General features: G+C 65.8%; 13 protein-coding genes and 1 tRNA gene. 4 read left to right on the forward strand and 10 right to left on the reverse strand.

Features of this window, described 5'->3' with window-relative positions; all coding sequences use genetic code 11:
- Positions 1 to 136: 136 nt before the first annotated feature.
- Both MWN34_RS14415 and MWN34_RS14420 read left to right on the forward strand, forming a co-directional pair.
- Positions 137 to 1204: a threonine aldolase family protein gene (locus tag MWN34_RS14415; protein ID WP_247030006.1), complete on the forward strand. Its 1068-nt coding sequence runs from the start codon at positions 137 to 139 to the stop codon at positions 1202 to 1204.
- On the forward strand, positions 1201 to 2697 hold the full coding sequence (locus MWN34_RS14420; RefSeq protein ID WP_247030007.1) for a carboxypeptidase M32: 1497 nt from the start codon (positions 1201 to 1203) through the stop codon (positions 2695 to 2697). Before MWN34_RS14415 ends, MWN34_RS14420 begins: the two co-directional genes overlap by 4 nt.
- A gap of 20 nt (positions 2698 to 2717) precedes the next feature.
- On the opposite strand, the gene MWN34_RS14425 is transcribed toward MWN34_RS14420, so the two are convergent.
- The 10 genes from MWN34_RS14425 to rplU all read right to left on the reverse strand — a co-directional run bounded on the left by MWN34_RS14425 (position 2718) and on the right by rplU (position 14110).
- A complete protein-coding gene (locus MWN34_RS14425) occupies positions 2718 to 5120 on the reverse strand; it encodes a phosphoketolase family protein (protein ID WP_486187719.1) in 2403 nt (800 codons plus the stop codon).
- A gap of 632 nt (positions 5121 to 5752) precedes the next feature.
- Positions 5753 to 6643 carry an ABC transporter permease gene (locus MWN34_RS14430; protein WP_247030008.1) on the reverse strand — a complete coding sequence of 297 codons (891 nt, stop codon included), beginning with the start codon at positions 6641 to 6643 and terminating at the stop codon, positions 5753 to 5755.
- A complete protein-coding gene (locus MWN34_RS14435; protein WP_247030009.1) occupies positions 6640 to 7650 on the reverse strand; it encodes an ABC transporter permease in 1011 nt (336 codons plus the stop codon). Before MWN34_RS14435 ends, MWN34_RS14430 begins: the two co-directional genes overlap by 4 nt.
- Positions 7647 to 8723: an ABC transporter ATP-binding protein gene (locus tag MWN34_RS14440; protein ID WP_247030010.1), complete on the reverse strand. Its 1077-nt coding sequence runs from the start codon at positions 8721 to 8723 to the stop codon at positions 7647 to 7649. The genes MWN34_RS14435 and MWN34_RS14440 overlap by 4 nt, the downstream gene beginning before the upstream one ends.
- Before the next feature lie 98 nt (positions 8724 to 8821).
- A complete protein-coding gene (locus tag MWN34_RS14445; protein ID WP_247030011.1) occupies positions 8822 to 9994 on the reverse strand; it encodes an extracellular solute-binding protein in 1173 nt (390 codons plus the stop codon).
- 275 nt (positions 9995 to 10269) lie between these two features.
- Positions 10270 to 11433: a glutamate 5-kinase gene (proB, locus tag MWN34_RS14450; RefSeq protein ID WP_247030012.1), complete on the reverse strand. Its 1164-nt coding sequence runs from the start codon at positions 11431 to 11433 to the stop codon at positions 10270 to 10272.
- A 167-nt stretch (positions 11434 to 11600) separates the two neighbouring features.
- Positions 11601 to 12635, reverse strand: a complete 1035-nt coding sequence (gene obgE, locus MWN34_RS14455) for a GTPase ObgE (protein ID WP_247030013.1) — start codon at positions 12633 to 12635, stop codon at positions 11601 to 11603.
- A gap of 67 nt (positions 12636 to 12702) precedes the next feature.
- Positions 12703 to 13353: a GNAT family N-acetyltransferase gene (locus MWN34_RS14460; protein WP_247030014.1), complete on the reverse strand. Its 651-nt coding sequence runs from the start codon at positions 13351 to 13353 to the stop codon at positions 12703 to 12705.
- Positions 13354 to 13501: 148 nt separating this feature from the next.
- Positions 13502 to 13771: a 50S ribosomal protein L27 gene (gene rpmA / locus MWN34_RS14465; RefSeq protein ID WP_247030015.1), complete on the reverse strand. Its 270-nt coding sequence runs from the start codon at positions 13769 to 13771 to the stop codon at positions 13502 to 13504.
- Positions 13772 to 13801: 30 nt separating this feature from the next.
- Entirely contained in the window at positions 13802 to 14110 is a 309-nt protein-coding gene (rplU, locus tag MWN34_RS14470) for a 50S ribosomal protein L21 (protein WP_247030016.1), read from the reverse strand.
- Between the two features lie 248 nt (positions 14111 to 14358).
- Here rplU and MWN34_RS14475 point away from each other — a divergent pair, with 248 nt between their 5' ends.
- Both MWN34_RS14475 and MWN34_RS14480 read left to right on the forward strand, forming a co-directional pair.
- Positions 14359 to 14682 carry a CsbD family protein gene (locus MWN34_RS14475; protein ID WP_247030017.1) on the forward strand — a complete coding sequence of 108 codons (324 nt, stop codon included), beginning with the start codon at positions 14359 to 14361 and terminating at the stop codon, positions 14680 to 14682.
- A 191-nt stretch (positions 14683 to 14873) separates the two neighbouring features.
- A tRNA-Ser gene (locus tag MWN34_RS14480) sits at positions 14874 to 14963 on the forward strand.
- Positions 14964 to 15035: the final 72 nt, after the last annotated feature.

A 15035-nucleotide genomic window follows, 5' to 3' on the forward strand; every position in this document is an offset into this window, starting at 1 on the left:
TTTTAAACGAGGAACGCTGACATCTGAACGTCTAACGCGACAGACCGGATGTCGTTGCGCGGCGGCGGTGCGTTCTGCCGCCGTCCTGTGCGATCGGTGCATTCCACCCACGCGCAAATCGGTCTAGGCATGGATCATGGAATTCGCATCCGACAACACCTCCGGCGTTCACCCCCGCATCCTCGACGCGATCGGCGCCTGCAATGACGGCACCGTCGCCTCCTATGGAGCGGACCCCTTCAGTGCGAGCGCGGCGGCACGGCTGGCCGAGCTGTTCGAGACCGAGGTGCAGGTCCGCCTCGTGGCGACCGGCACCGCCGCCAATGCGTTGGCACTGTCCGCCCTCGTCCCGCCCTATGGCACCGTTTTTTGCCATGGCGACGCGCACATCAATACGGACGAATGCGGCGCTCCGGAGCTGTTCACCGGCGGTGCCAAGCTGACGCCGGTTGCGGGCCGGGCGGCGAAGATCACGCCGGAGGCGCTGGAGGCGGCACACGCCACCTTCATCCGTGGCTTTCACCAGCAATTGCCCGCAGCGGTGGCCATCACGCAGGCGACGGAATTCGGCACGCTCTACACCGCCGAGCAGATCGCGGCGATCGGCGCGTGGTGCCGCGGCAAGGGGCTGCGCCTGCACATGGACGGGGCGCGCTTTGCAAATGCGGTGGCCGCACTCGGCGCCAGCCCGGCGGAGCTGACCTGGAAGGCGGGTGTGGACGTGTTGTCCTTCGGCGCCACAAAGAACGGCGCCATGGGTGTCGAGGCGGTGGTCTTCTTCGACCCGAAGCCCGCCGAACGGTTCGCTTTTCTCGTCAAGCGCGCCGGCCACGTGATCTCGAAGGGGCGTTATCTCGGCGCCCAGATGGTCGCCTATCTGGAGGGCGGCCTGTGGCTTGAAACGGCGCGCCACGCCAATTCCATGGCGACACGGCTCGCCGGCCGGCTCGGTGCGATCCCCGCCATCCGGCTCGCCGCACCGGTCGAGGCCAATGCGGTGTTCGCCGTGATGCCGCGATCCCTGCATGAAGCCCTGCTCGCCGCAGGCGCCCATTATTACGACTGGCCCGGCGACGGCCCCGGCCTCGCGGTCATAGGATCGGGCGACGTGCTGGTGCGCTTCGTCTGCTCCTTCCTGACCCGGCCGGACGAGATCGACCGGATCGCCACCCTTGCCGAACGCCTCTCGGAGGATCCCTCATGAGCGCCTACGCCTCGCTCGCCGGTCATTTCGGCCGCATCGCAGCCATGTCCAACGCCATCGGCATCCTGCAATGGGACAGCGACGTGATGATGCCGAGGGGTGCAGCGGGCACGCGGGCGGAGAGCCTGGCGCTGCTGCGGGTGCTATCCCATGAGATGGCGGTCGACGCACGCATCGGCGACTGGCTGGCGGATGCCGATGCGGATACCGGACTGGGCGACTGGGAGCGTGCCAATCTCGCCGAGATCCGGCGGGTTTGGACCGTGCAGACGGCATTGCCGGCCGATCTCGTGGAAGCCTCCAGCAAGGCTATCTCGCTGTGCGAGATGACATGGCGACAGGCGCGCGCCGATGCCGATTTCGCGGCCCTGTTGCCTTCCCTCACCGAAGTGCTGCGCCTGCAGCGCGAGGCCGGGATCGCCAAGGGCGAGAAGCTCGGGCTCTCGCCCTATGATGCGCTGCTCAATGATTACGAACCGGGCGGCCGGGCGGCCGCGATCGATGAACTGTTCGACGATCTCGCAGCCTTCCTGCCGGGTTTCACCGAGCAGGCGCTGGCGGCGCAGGCGCACCGGCCGGAACCCGCCGCGATCGAGGGCCCGTTTCCCGTCGAGGCGCAGCGCGCCCTCGGCCTGAAGGTGATGGCCGCGCTGGGCTATGATTTCGAGCGCGGGCGACTCGATGTCTCGACCCATCCCTTCTGCGGCGGCGCCGACAATGATGTGCGCCTCACCACCCGCTACGACGCCGCCGACTTCAGCAAGGCGCTGATGGGCGTCATCCACGAGACCGGCCATGCGCTCTATGAGCAGGGCCGGCCAGCGGACCATATGAACCAGCCGGTCGGGCAAGCGCGCGGCATGAGCATCCATGAAAGCCAGTCATTGCTCATGGAGATGCAGGCCTGCCGCACCCGCGAGTTCCTTGCCTTCGCCGCGCCGCTGATGCGCGAGGCCTTCGGCGCGTCCGGGCCGGGCTGGGAGGCGGAGGCGCTCTGGCGGCGTTACACCCGGGTCGAGCGCGGTTTCATCCGGGTGGATGCCGACGAGGTGACCTATCCGGCCCACGTCATCCTGCGCTACCGGCTGGAGAAGGCCCTGATCGCCGACGAGATGCCGCTCGCCGAACTGCCGGCAGCGTGGGACGAGGGATTGCAGGCGCTGCTCGGCGTCACCCCGCCGAACGACCGTCTCGGTTGCCTGCAGGACATTCACTGGCCCTCGGGCGGCTGGGGTTATTTCCCCACCTACACGCTCGGCGCCATGACCGCGGCCCAGCTCTTCGACGCCGCGTGCCGGGCAGAGCCGGATGCACTGCCGGGTATCGGGCGGGGCGATTTCATGCCTCTGCTCGGCTGGCTGCGCACCCACATCCACGCGCTCGGATCGCGCTATTCGACGGACGAACTGCTGACCCGCGCCACGGGACGACCGCTCGACGCCGCCGTCTTCAAGGCCCATCTGGCGCGGCGCTATCTCGACGCGGCGGACTGACCGCCGCGCCGAGGCCCCGCTTAGCCCTTCCAGGCCCAGTCCCGCACCTCCGGCAGGTCGACGCCATGGGCGCGGATATAGAGGTTGTGCTCCACCAGCTTGTCGCGGATCGCCTGCCGCGCATAGGCGCCGACGCTGGCGAGCTTCGGCACCCGGTCGACGACATCGGCCACCAGATGGAAGCGATCCAGCCGGTTGCGCACCACCATGTCGAAGGGCGTGGTGGTCGAGCCTTCCTCGATGTAACCGCGCACATGCATGTTGGCATGGTTGGTGCGGCGATAGGCGAGGCGATGAATGAGCCACGGATAGCCGTGATAGGCGAAGATCACCGGCTTGTCGGTGGTGAACAACGCATCGAATGCGGCGTCCGAGAGGCCGTGGGGATGCTCGCTCTTGGGCTGCAGCGTCATCAGGTCGACGACATTGATGACCCTCACCTTCAACTCCGGAAAATACTCGCGGAGCAGGCCTGCAGCGGCGATGGTCTCCAGCGTCGGAACATCGCCGGCACAGGCGAGGACGACGTCCGGCTCGGCGCCGCGATCATTCGAGGCCCACTCCCAGATGCCGATGCCGCCGGCGCAGTGCTTGATCGCCGCATCCATGTCGAGCCATTGCGGTGAAGGCTGCTTGCCGGCGACGATGACGTTCACCCGGTTCCAGCTTCGCAGGCAGTGATCGGTCACGCACAGCAGGGTATTGGCATCCGGCGGCAGGTAGACCCGCACGATCTCCGCCTTCTTGTTCACCACATGGTCGATGAAGCCGGGATCCTGGTGGCTGAAACCATTATGGTCCTGCCGCCAGACATGGGAGGTGAGCAGGTAGTTCAGCGAGGCGATGGGCAGCCGCCATGGTACCTCCTGTGAGGATTTCAGCCATTTGGCGTGCTGGTTGAACATCGAATCGACGATGTGAATGAACGCCTCGTAGCAGGAGAACAACGCGTGGCGACCCGTGAGGAGATAGCCCTCGCACCAGCCCTGGCACAAATGCTCGCTCAATATCTCCATCACCCGGCCATCCGGCGAAAGGTGATCGTCATAAGGCAGCGTCGCCGCATCCCAAGCCCGGCCCGTCACCTCGAAAAGCGCCTGCAGGCGGTTGGAGGCGGTCTCGTCCGGCCCGAACACGCGGAAATTGCGCGCCTCGCTATTGGCCGACATGACGTCGCGCAGGAACTGCCCCATCACTCGCGTCGCCTCGGCCTCAACGCCGCCGGGATGCGGCACTTCCACCGCGAGCGTCGTGAAGTCGGGCATGCGCAGAGGCTTGCGCAATGCGCCGCCATTGGCATGCGGGTTGGCACTCATGCGCGCCTGTCCGCTCGGGGCCATGGCGGCGATGTCGGGATGCAGGGCGCCGGCATGGTCGAACAGCTCTTCCGGCCGATAGCTCAGCAGCCACTCCTCCAGCAGCTTGAGATGGCCAGGATGGGACATGTCGCCGAACGGCACCTGATGCGAACGCCAGAAACCTTCGGTCTTGAGCCCGTCCACCGTCTTCGGCCCGGTCCAGCCCTTGGGGCTGCGCAGGATGATCATCGGCCAGCGGGGACGCGGAGCACCCCCATCCTCACGCGCGATGCGACGAATATCGGCGATGCGGGCGAAGGCAATGTCGAGCGCCTCCGCCATCCTGCCGTGCATCTCCATCGGATCCTCGCCCTCGACGAAGATCGGGTCGTGTCCATAGCCGATGAAAAGCGCCTCAAGCTCCTCCGGATCGATCCGGGCGAGCACCGTGGGATTTGCGATCTTGTAGCCGTTGAGGTGCAGGATCGGCAGCACCGTGCCGTCGGTAACGGGATTGAGAAACTTGTTGGCGTGCCAGCTCGTCGCGAGCGGCCCGGTCTCGGCCTCGCCGTCGCCGACCACGCAGGCCGCGATCAGATCCGGATTGTCGAGGACCGCACCATAGGCATGGGCGAGCGAATAGCCTAGTTCGCCGCCTTCATGGATCGACCCGGGCGTTTCCGGCGCTGCGTGGCTCGGAATGCCGCCCGGGAAGGAGAACTGCCGGAACAGCCGGCGCAGACCTTCCTCGTCTTGCGACACCTGCGGATAGAGTTCGCTATAGGTGCCTTCGAGATAGGTGGATGCCACTACGCCCGGCGCGCCATGGCCCGGCCCCGCGATGAACAGCACGCTGCAGTCCTCGCGCCGGATGATGCGGTTGAGATGGACGTAGATGAAGTTCAACCCCGGCGTGGTGCCCCAATGGCCGAGCAGCCGGGGCTTCACGTCGTCCATCGTCAGCGGCGTGCGCAGCAGAGGGTTGGCCAGCAGATAGATCTGGCCGACCGAGAGATAATTCGCAGCCCGCCACCACGCATGCATCAGGTCCCGCTCGGCCGTGTCCAGTGGACGGACGGCCTCGCTCGAGCTTGTGATTGGGGCGGCGTTGCGGACTTCCGTCATCTCGGTCTTCCTCCTCGGCTCGGCAGGGAACGATGGACACGCACGACGGCGCAGCGATGCCTGATGCCATCTCGCGCGGAACGCGACGACATGGTGACGACATGCGCCGCCTGATGCACGCCGTTTTCGCGCAGTGGGATGCACGGCGCGCGCAGAACATCACCCATACTCACCCTCACTTTGCCGCACCAACGCATGGCCACGATCATTGTGCCGCGACGAGATGAGCCATCGCGTCGCGCTCCATCTTGATCGGGATCAAGGCACTGTCGTCCGGAACGTCGTCTCTTACGGGCATCGGTTCAGGAGGTTGTCATGCCCGTCGAAACGTTCGTCACCCTGTCCGGCGTCATGCTCGCATTCGTCGCGTTTGCTGTGACGCTCGCCTACGTCAATCATCGCTCGGCCTGATACAGCTCGCGGCCTTCGATACGGCTGAGCCGGGCGAGCGCCAGCCGATGGATATGCCTTTCCGATGCCGCTCCAGCGTTCCAGTCGGCTCGCAGCCGGCATTCCGACGAAACGTCCCCCTGTCTGCCGGCGAGAGGAAGCCGGCGGTCAGGAACATCGGGCCGGCCGTTCACCTTGTCGAGCGGCCGGCCTTCTTTTTGATCGGTGATCCGCCCTACGGCCTATTCGGCCGCGGCCGGCTCCGGCGTGCCGGAAAACTCCGCCTCCTCCGCCTTGGCGGCCACCTGCTGCCGGCGGCGGATGCGTCCGTCTTCACGGCGCTTCATCACCTCATAGACCAGAGCACCGGCAACCGTGACCGCGACGATGAAGACCGCGAGCGCGCTGATCGCCGGTGTCGTGCCCTGCCGAACGCGGCCCGCGAGGACGGTCGTGAGCGTCTTGTCGGCGAGGATCGAGAACGTCGTGGTGTTGTAGTTCTCGAAGGAGGACAGGAACGCGAGCACCGCCGCCGAGAACAGCGCCGGCTTCAGGAACGGCAGGAGGACATGCAGGAAGACCTGCGGATAGGAGGCGCCGAGATCAAGCGCCGCCTCCTCCTGCGAGCGGTCGAAGCGCTGCAGCCGGGCGAGGATAATCAGCATGCAGTAGGCCGAGATGAAGCTCGCCTGGCCGAGAACGGTCATGACGATACCGTCATACATGAACTTCATGCCGGTCAGCGTCGTGAACTCGCGCCAGAACACTACGGTCGAAATGCCGATGATGACACCCGGCGTCAGTACGGGCGAGACGACGACGAGGTAGTAGGTCGCGCGCGCCCGCACCGGGATCTGGGTCATGACGATGGCGCCGGCCAGCCCGATCGGAACCGACACCAGTACGACGAGCACGCCGATCCAGAGGCTGGTTCGCAGCCCGTACATCATGTCCCCGTCCGACAGCAGCTTGCCGAACCAGTCCAGCGTGAAGCCTTCGAACGGCCAGACCTGCGGATAATCCGGCGTGTTGAAGGCGGAAACCGCCATGACCGCCAGCGGACCGAGCAGGTAGAGGAAGAACAGCCCGAGATAGACCGCGAAGGAGAACCGCTGGACGATACCCTCCCTCATCGCGCGATCTCCCCGAGGCTGAGGCGGAACATGCGCAGCACCGCCAGCACGAAGACGATACAGGCGAAGAGCAGGATCAGCGCATAGGCCGCCCCCTGCGGCCAGTTGAAGGCCTGGTAGAAGCGGTCATAGACGATGGGGGTGAACCACAGCGTACGCGGCCCTCCCAGCACCAGCGGGGCCGCGAGCGCGCCGGCGCTGAGCATGAAGACCAGCGTGCAGCCCGAGGCGATGCCCGGCTTGGCATGGGGCATCACCACGAAGGCATGGATGTGCCACCAGGGCGCACCGAGATCCCGCGCGGCCTCGATCTGATTCCTGTCGAGGCTTTCGATCGCATTGTAGAGCGGGAAGATCATCATCAACAGGTAGGCATAGCTGAGGCCCATATAGAGGCCGACATCGTTGCCGAGAAAGTCGATCGGCGCGTCCAGCAGTCCCCCGCCCATGAGCAGCTTGTTCACGACGCCGCCCGAAGACAGCAGCACCCGGAAAGCGAAGGCGCGCAGGATCTCGTTGACCCAGTAGGGAATGATGAGCAGCAGAAGCAGCACCCGCAGCCGCGCCACCGGAGCCGATTGCGCCATGTGGAAGGCGAGCGGGTAGCAGATCGCAAGGTTGAGCAGGGTGATGAGGATGCTCACGCCGATGGAGAGGAAGAAGGCCTTGATGTGCAGCCAGTTCCAGTTGGCGGTCGATGTGGTCGAGCCGAACAGGAAGTAGCGGTAATTCTCCAGCGTGAAGATATCCTTCGGACCGCCCATCTGCGAGGGCGGCAGCTTCGGCCGGAAGGACAGGTCCACCATCGCGAGCTGGGGCAGCACGATGATGAAGAACGCCCAGAAGCCCACGGCCACTGCGAGATAGAGGCCCACGGCGACGCCGTTGCGCTGAAAGAAGCCGGGTCCCGCTATGGCGCCCTTGCGTCGCTCCAGTCGGCTCAGCAGGATGAGGATGAGGGCCGCCAGCAGCGGCAGGGCGACAACGAGGGTGAGTCCGCCGCTCATGAGCGCTCCGGGCGCGCGAGGAGCAGCCCGTCCTGCGGTTCGAACCCCACCTTCAGCATGTCGCCCGGCTGCGGCAGGATGCCGGCCGCGCCGCCGCCCAATGACAGGGTGATCTTCTGCCCGGTGCGAACCCGCATGGTCACATGGGTGATGCTGCCCTCATAGGTGACGTCCAGTGCCTCGCCCTCGAAACCGGACGGAGGATCCCCGCCGAGCTTCAGAGCCTCGGGCCGCACGAATATGAGCGCCTCGTCGCCGGCGGGCAGGCCCACGGGATTGCGCCCCGTCAGCGGCCCGATCGGCGTATCGAGCGTCGCCGTGCCGTTCGCGGCCTGCGTGATACGCCCGCGAATGGCATTGTTCTCGCCGACGAAGGACGCCACGAAGGGCGTGCGCGGTTCGGCATAGACCGAGCGGCCATTGCCGACCTGCTCGATCACGCCGGCATTCATCACCGCGATGCGATCCGACATGGTCAGGGCCTCGCCCTGGTCATGCGTGATATAGATGAAGGTGATGCCGACCCGCTTCTGGATGGCCCGCAGCTCGGCCCGCATGTGCTGGCGCAGCTTCAGGTCGAGCGCGGAGAGCGGCTCGTCGAGCAGCAGTACCGAGGGTTCGACCGCAAGCGCGCGGGCTATGGCGACACGCTGCCTCTGTCCGCCGGACAGCTCGGACACCAGCTTGTGGCCGTGCTCGGGCAAGGCGATCTGGATGAGAAGGTTCTTGACCTTCTCATCGCGCTCGTGCCGCGGCACGCCGCGCACCCTGAGACCGTAGCCGATGTTCTCGGCCACCGTCATCATGGGGAACAGAGCGAGGTTCTGGAAGATCAGTGCGGTCGGACGCTTGTTCGGGCCGATTCCCTTCATGTCCCGCCCGCCAATGCGCACCGTGCCCCGGGTAGGTTCGATGAAGGCGGAGATGGTCCGCAGGAGTGTGGTCTTGCCGCAACCGGAAGGGCCGAGGAAGCTGAAGAACTCCCCAGGCTCGATGGTCAGGTTGGCATCACGCACCGCGACGAAATCACCGAACGTGACATTCACGCCTTCGAGCTCGACGGCTGCCGCCATGGGATCTCCGGTTCATCTCTGTGCAGGATGGAGGTGCCGCCGCGTCGCGGCGGCACCGGAAGGCGGATCACGCAGCTACCGCACAGGCGGCTGCCGCCTCACGCCGCCTTGAACTTCTCGGCGTACTGGGTACGCAGTTCGGCGTACCAGGACGGCTCCGGCGGCCGGCTCCACAGCTTGGACAGGGCGTCTTCGGGGTACGCCTCGGCGAAGTTCTTCTTGGCGACGTCGGAGAGGAACGCGTCGGCGCCCTTCACCACAGGATTGTAACCCGAGCCATCGGCAACCAAGGCGGAGACCTCCGGCGAGTGGATGTAGTTCAGCCACTCATAGGCCTGGTCGATATTCGCCGCGCCCTTCGACATCGCCCAGCCGTCGATCCAGGTGATCGCACCTTCCTGCGGTGCCATGAAGGTGACGGGCTTGCCCTGCTTCTTCAGCGAGAGAGGCGGCCCGTCCCAGGTCTGGCCGATGGCGCAACCATTCTCCATGAAGCCGGACTTGGTGTTGTCGGCAGAGTCCCAGAACTGCTTCACCTGGGCCTTGTTGGCGATCGCATAGGCGAGGATGACGTCGTAGATCTTCTTCATCGTGTCCTCGTCCTTGAATGCATCGAGCATCCGGTTCGAGGGCAGCTTGCCGGTGTGGTCCATCCACAGGCCGATGCCGAGCAGCAGCGAATGCGGGCGCCCCTGCATCTTGCCCTTGAACGGTTCGCTCCAGAGCGTGCCGTAGCTGAGGTCCTTATAGGCAAGCGTCGCCTGGTCGGTGCGCCAGGAGATGGCCTCCGAGCCCCAGCAATGCGGCACATGGTAGAGCTTGCCATCCCAGGTCCACACGCTGGTGGAGCCCTCCAGCATCGCGGGGAGCAGATTGTCCAGCTTCAGCCTGGAGGTATCGAGGGGCTGGAGGACATCCAGTTCCTTGAATTGCGGGGCACGGTCGCGGGTCGGCTCGCACAGATCGAAGCCCTCGCCACCGGTCGCCTGCAGCTTGTTGATCTGCTCCTCATTCTGCGAAAACGGCGTGGTCTTCACCTTGATCCCGGTCTTCTTCTCGAAATTCGGGATGACCGGATTGGGCAGCTCATCGTCCCAGTTCAGCAGGCTGAGCTCGCCCGAGGAAGAGAATGCGTCGCGCACGATCCAGGGCCCGGTCGCGGCGACCGTGCCGGCGGCAAGCGCACCCTTGAACAGCGTACGGCGGGTGAAGGCTCGGGCGGCGAGAAGGGTCTCGACGGTCGAGTTCGGGGCATCAGGCTTCTTCGTCACGACACGGCTCCTCGGATGGCCCGCACCGGCGGGATCGAGGTTGTCGAGCACGAAGCATGCCACCGCCGCCAAAACGGCCCGGCACGGGAGCGGTGGAAAGCAGCGTGGCCCGGCGCGTCCGGTTCGACCACTCACGACGTAACGGCACGCAGGACGCGGAGCCCCACGGCCGCTGCCGTTTTCATCAGGTGCGGCCTCTCGCGCCCAAGATTCGGGCGCGTTTTCCGTTCGGTCTGCGTGGCACACGAAACCTCGGGCGTTTCGCTCCGTCGCTATCAGCTCCGCGCGACCACCAGATCGTCGCGGTGCACCATGGCAGCGCGCCCCTCGAAGCCGGTGATGGTTGCAATTTCGTCCGAGGAGCGTCCGCGCAGGCGTTCGGCATAGTCATGATCATAGGCGACGAGGCCGCGCCCTACCTCGCCTCCGTCCGGGCCGCGCAGAATCACCGCGTCGCCACGCTGGAAATGCCCCTCGACGCGCGTGACTCCCGCCGGCAGAAGCGAGCTGCCGCGCCTGAGCGCCGCGACCGCGCCGGCGTCGAGATGCAGCGTGCCGTGGGGCTCCAGCGCGCCGGCGATCCAGCGCTTGCGCGAGGCAATGGGATTGGCCGGCGCGAGAAACCAGGTGCAGCGTGCGTCCTGCTCGATGGCGCGGATCGGGTTCTTCACCTTGCCCGAGGCGATCACCATGTGGGCGCCCGCCGTGGTGGCGATCTTTCCGGCCTCGATCTTGGTCTTCATGCCCCCACGTGAAAGCTCGGTGCCGGCCCCTCCGGCCATCGCCTCGATCTCGGCCGTGATGCGCGGCACGATCGGGATGAGAGCAGCATTGGGGTCGTCATTGGGCGGGGCGGTATAAAGGCCATCAATGTCGGAGAGCAGCACGAGGAGATCAGCACTCGCCATGCCGGCCACGCGCGCCGCGAGGCGGTCATTGTCGCCGTAGCGGATTTCGGCGGTCGCGACGGTGTCGTTCTCGTTGATGACGGGCACCGCCTTCAGCTCAAGCAGCTTGCCGATGGTGGAGCGGGCGTTGAGATAGCGACGGCGTTCCTCGGTATCGCCCAGCGTCACCAGGATCTGGCCGGCGGTCAGTCCTTCATGGGCCAGCGCCTCCGACCACGCCCGCGCCAGCGCGATCTGCCCCACGGCGGCGGCGGCCTGGCTTTCTTCCAGCTTGAGCGGACGACGGGGCAGTTTCAGCACGTTCCGGCCAAGCGCGATCGCGCCCGAGGAGACCACCAGAACCTCCTTGCCCTCGCGATGCAGCGCGCCGATGTCCTCCGCCAGCGCGGCAAGCCACGCGTGTCGAAGGCGGCCGCGTGCGGAATCCACCAGCAACGCCGACCCAACCTTCACCACGATCCGGCGGAAGGCGGAGATGTGCGGGGAGGCATCGGGGGTGGACAGGGGGGAAGCAGACGGGAAGGCGGACATGGCGATCGTCTCGGGCGGAGGCATTACAGCGTGGCGGCTTCATACGCCAAGGCGAGCCTGCCGTCTCCACCACTGCATCGTCGGGACATGAGGTGCTGCATCGGTCGCACCCGCTGTGAGCGGCATCTGAGATCAGCGGGTCAGCCCGGCGTGACGGAGAAGCGCTGTCACGGTCGCCACGGCTCCTGAACCTCGCGCACCTCCTCCAGCGCGCGTCCCTCGTCGATGACCGCCAGAAGCTGGCGCAGCACAGCCTGAATGCCCTCGCCGGACTGCGCGGAGAGCACGATCGGCGTGCGCTTGGCCGCCCGTTTCAGACGGGCCACCTGCTCTTTCAACGTATCGGGATCGAGCGCGTCCGCCTTGGACAGAGCGACGATCTCGGGCTTGTCCTCAAGGCCAGCACCATAGGCCTCGAGTTCCTTGCGCACGATCTTGTAGGTCTTCCCGGCATGCTCGGAGGTGCCGTCGACGAGGTGCAGCAGGACGCGACAGCGCTCGATATGACCAAGAAAGCGGTCGCCGATGCCCACGCCCTCGTGCGCGCCTTCGATAAGCCCTGGAATATCGGCCAGCACGAATTCGCGCCCATCCACGCGCACCACGCCGAGGCCGGGATGCAGCGTGGTGAACGGATAATCCGCGATCTTCGGCTTGGCTGCCGTCGTCGCGGCGAGGAAGGTCGATTTCCCGGCATTGGGCAGGCCGACCAAGCCGGCATCGGCGATCAGCTTGAGCCGCAGCCAGATCCAGCGCTCCTCACCCTCCTGCCCGGGATTGGCGCGGCGCGGGGCCTGATTGGTGGAGGTCTGGAAATGAGCATTGCCGAAGCCGCCATTCCCGCCCTTGAGAAAACGAACCCGCTGCCCGACCGCGGTGAGGTCGGCGAGCACCGTCTCGCCATCCTCGTCCAGCACCTCGGTTCCCGCAGGCACCTTGAGCACCACGTCGTCGCCCTTGGCACCCGCGCGGTTCTTGCCCATGCCGAAGCCGCCCTTCTTGGCCTTGAAGTGCTGCTGAAAGCGATAGTCGATCAGGGTGTTGAGACCGTCGACGCATTCGATCCACACATCGCCGCCGCGTCCACCGTCGCCGCCATCCGGGCCGCCGAATTCGATGAACTTCTCGCGCCGGAACGACAGGCAGCCCGCCCCGCCATCGCCGGCGCGCACATAGATCTTGGCCTGATCGAGAAACTTCATCGTTTCGAACTTCACATTGTTGGGCGGTCCCCCGCCCGGGAGACCGCCAGCCTAGCAGAAGCGGCGCTCAATGCCGCGTGTCGATCTCGTAACGGATCGGGCGGGCGCTCGCGCTCCAGGCCCGGATCGACGCCCAGATACGCCGGTCGAGCCGGAACCGATCCACCGGAACCGAGGCGCCGATGGAACGGACGCGGGACAGTCCCGCGCCGGTCCACTGGAAGCCGCACTTCTCGATCACCCTCCGCGATGCCGGATTGACGACTCGCGCCGACGCCACCAACGCCTCCAGCCCCAGGTCGCCGAAGGCATAGTCGATGAGGGCACGCACCGCCTCGGTCGCGATACCGCGATCCCAATAGGGCTCGCCGAGCCAGTAGCCGATCTCCGGCGCCATGTCCTCGCGCCGGATGAAACCGCACATGCCGACCGGGATCGGCGGCCCGATCGGGTTGCTGCCATCGGTCTTGAGGAAGATGGCGAAGGTCACGCAGTCGCGGCCCTGCGGCAGGTTCGCGATAAAGGCCGCGGCATCCGCCATGCCATAGGGATGGGGAATATTGGCCGTCATCTCGGCAACCTTGCGGTTGTCCGCCAGCTCGGCGATCCAGGCCATGTCCTCGATGCGCGGGGCGCGGAGCACGAGCCGGGGCGTTTCGAGGACGGGGATACAGCTCTCTGCGAGGACCGACCCGGGGGTCGCTTCGACGATGGTCATGGCGGGCTCCTGTTGCCTGGGATCAGGGTGCTTGGAACGAAGACGGGGAGGCGATCGCCTCGCCTCCCCGGAGCTCACATGCACCTGGATTCAGGACCAGGGCTCCACCGGTTTGACGAGACCGGTGGGACCCTTGGATCTCACCGTCTTATTCAGCGGCCTCAGCGGCCGGAACTACGAACACATAGGTGCGGTCGTTGGATTTGTTGCGGAATTCGACACGGCCTTCGGAAAGGGCGAAAAGGGTATGGTCTTTGCCCATGCCCACATTGGTACCGGCGTGCCAGCGCGTACCGCGCTGACGCACGATAATGTTGCCGGCGATCACAGCTTCGCCGCCGAACTTCTTCACGCCAAGACGACGACCGGCCGAGTCGCGACCGTTGCGGGAGGAACCGCCTGCTTTCTTATGAGCCATTGTGCTCTCCTATTTCTTCGCGTGGCGGTCTCAGGCGCCGGTGATCGAGGTGATGCGGACCACGGTGAAGTCCTGCCGGTGACCGATCTTGCGGCGGGAATTCTGCCGCCGGCGCTTCTTGAAGGCAATGATCTTGCCGCCACGGGTGTGTTCGACGACCTCGGCGGAGACAGTGGCACCCTCGACCAGTGGAGCGCCGACCTTCGGGGCATCGCCGCCGAGCATCAGCACAGGGAAGGAGACCGTCTCACCCGCCGCGGCTTCGATCTTGCCGAGCGTGATGACTTCATCGGCGGCGACGCGATACTGCTTGCCGCCAGACTTTATGACCGCGAACATGTTCTGTCCTTTCGTTCGAGCCCGGCCTCTTCCGCATGCAGGAGACCTGCTGCGGCACGGACCGGCTTCTTTCGGTCGGTGGAAATATACGCGGGACCTTTCCCACGCAGGCTGCCCTTATAGCGAGGGAGCCCCGCCTGTCAACGAAAAGCCCGCCGGATCCTGCTCATATCGGTCGACGAACATGAAACCCTGCTGCCCTTTGCGCGTTCTACCCGGCGAAACTCAAGCGCAGGAGCATCAGAGAGATGGACAGGAACCGCATCACGGGCGCCGCGCGCCAGACCGTCGGCCGGCTGAAGGACGCGGCGGGCTATGTCACCAATGACAGCACGCTGCGCGCCGAGGGTCTCTATGACGAAGCCGTCGGCTATGGCACCCGGGTACTTGGCCAGGCCCGCGACCATGCGGCCGATCTCGCGGACGACGCCTATGAGACCGGCCGGCAGCTCTACGGTCAGGGTATTCGCCAGTTGCAGCGCGGCGCCAAGGACCATCCGCTGGCGCTTGTCGTGGCGGCCGGCATCGCCGGCGCGGCCATCGCGTGGATGCTGTCCCAGCCCCGGCGCTGATAACGGTAGCGAGACGTCATATCTGACGGGCTCATGGGATGCGGGCGTCTTCCGGCGCCCGCATCTTTTTTGCCGATCGGCGTTCTGGAAGATTGCCGGTGGATGCACGCCGATCGGGTCTTGTGCTCATCCCCCGCCTCGGCTATTGAGCGCCCCACTCCAAGGCGCGGCCCTGCCGCGACCTCGCGCGCGGAGGGGTGCCGGAGTGGTCGATCGGGACGGTCTCGAAAACCGTTGTGCGTGCAAGCGTACCGTGGGTTCGAATCCCACCCCCTCCGCCAATCAATCAAGATATTGATATTATTGATCTTTGACTTCCGAACGGTACGTCGCAGCGGAAATCCGGAGCGACG

Origin of the sequence: Ancylobacter crimeensis (genome assembly GCF_023016805.1) — a bacterium.
Lineage (GTDB): Bacteria > Pseudomonadota > Alphaproteobacteria > Rhizobiales > Xanthobacteraceae > Ancylobacter > Ancylobacter crimeensis.

Coding starts and splice junctions, on each gene's coding strand:
- rplU (WP_247030016.1), bottom strand. CDS start 14,110: ATGTTCGCGGTCATAAAGTCTGGCGGCAAGCAGTATCGCGTCGCCGCC.
- MWN34_RS14415 (WP_247030006.1), top strand. CDS start 137: ATGGAATTCGCATCCGACAACACCTCCGGCGTTCACCCCCGCATCCTC.
- MWN34_RS14440 (WP_247030010.1), bottom strand. CDS start 8,723: ATGGCGGCAGCCGTCGAGCTCGAAGGCGTGAATGTCACGTTCGGTGAT.
- MWN34_RS14420 (WP_247030007.1), top strand. CDS start 1,201: ATGAGCGCCTACGCCTCGCTCGCCGGTCATTTCGGCCGCATCGCAGCC.
- MWN34_RS14475 (WP_247030017.1), top strand. CDS start 14,359: ATGGACAGGAACCGCATCACGGGCGCCGCGCGCCAGACCGTCGGCCGG.
- MWN34_RS14430 (WP_247030008.1), bottom strand. CDS start 6,643: ATGAGGGAGGGTATCGTCCAGCGGTTCTCCTTCGCGGTCTATCTCGGG.
- MWN34_RS14435 (WP_247030009.1), bottom strand. CDS start 7,650: ATGAGCGGCGGACTCACCCTCGTTGTCGCCCTGCCGCTGCTGGCGGCC.
- proB (WP_247030012.1), bottom strand. CDS start 11,433: ATGTCCGCCTTCCCGTCTGCTTCCCCCCTGTCCACCCCCGATGCCTCC.
- MWN34_RS14460 (WP_247030014.1), bottom strand. CDS start 13,353: ATGACCATCGTCGAAGCGACCCCCGGGTCGGTCCTCGCAGAGAGCTGT.
- obgE (WP_247030013.1), bottom strand. CDS start 12,635: ATGAAGTTTCTCGATCAGGCCAAGATCTATGTGCGCGCCGGCGATGGC.
- MWN34_RS14425 (WP_486187719.1), bottom strand. CDS start 5,120: ATGACGGAAGTCCGCAACGCCGCCCCAATCACAAGCTCGAGCGAGGCC.
- rpmA (WP_247030015.1), bottom strand. CDS start 13,771: ATGGCTCATAAGAAAGCAGGCGGTTCCTCCCGCAACGGTCGCGACTCG.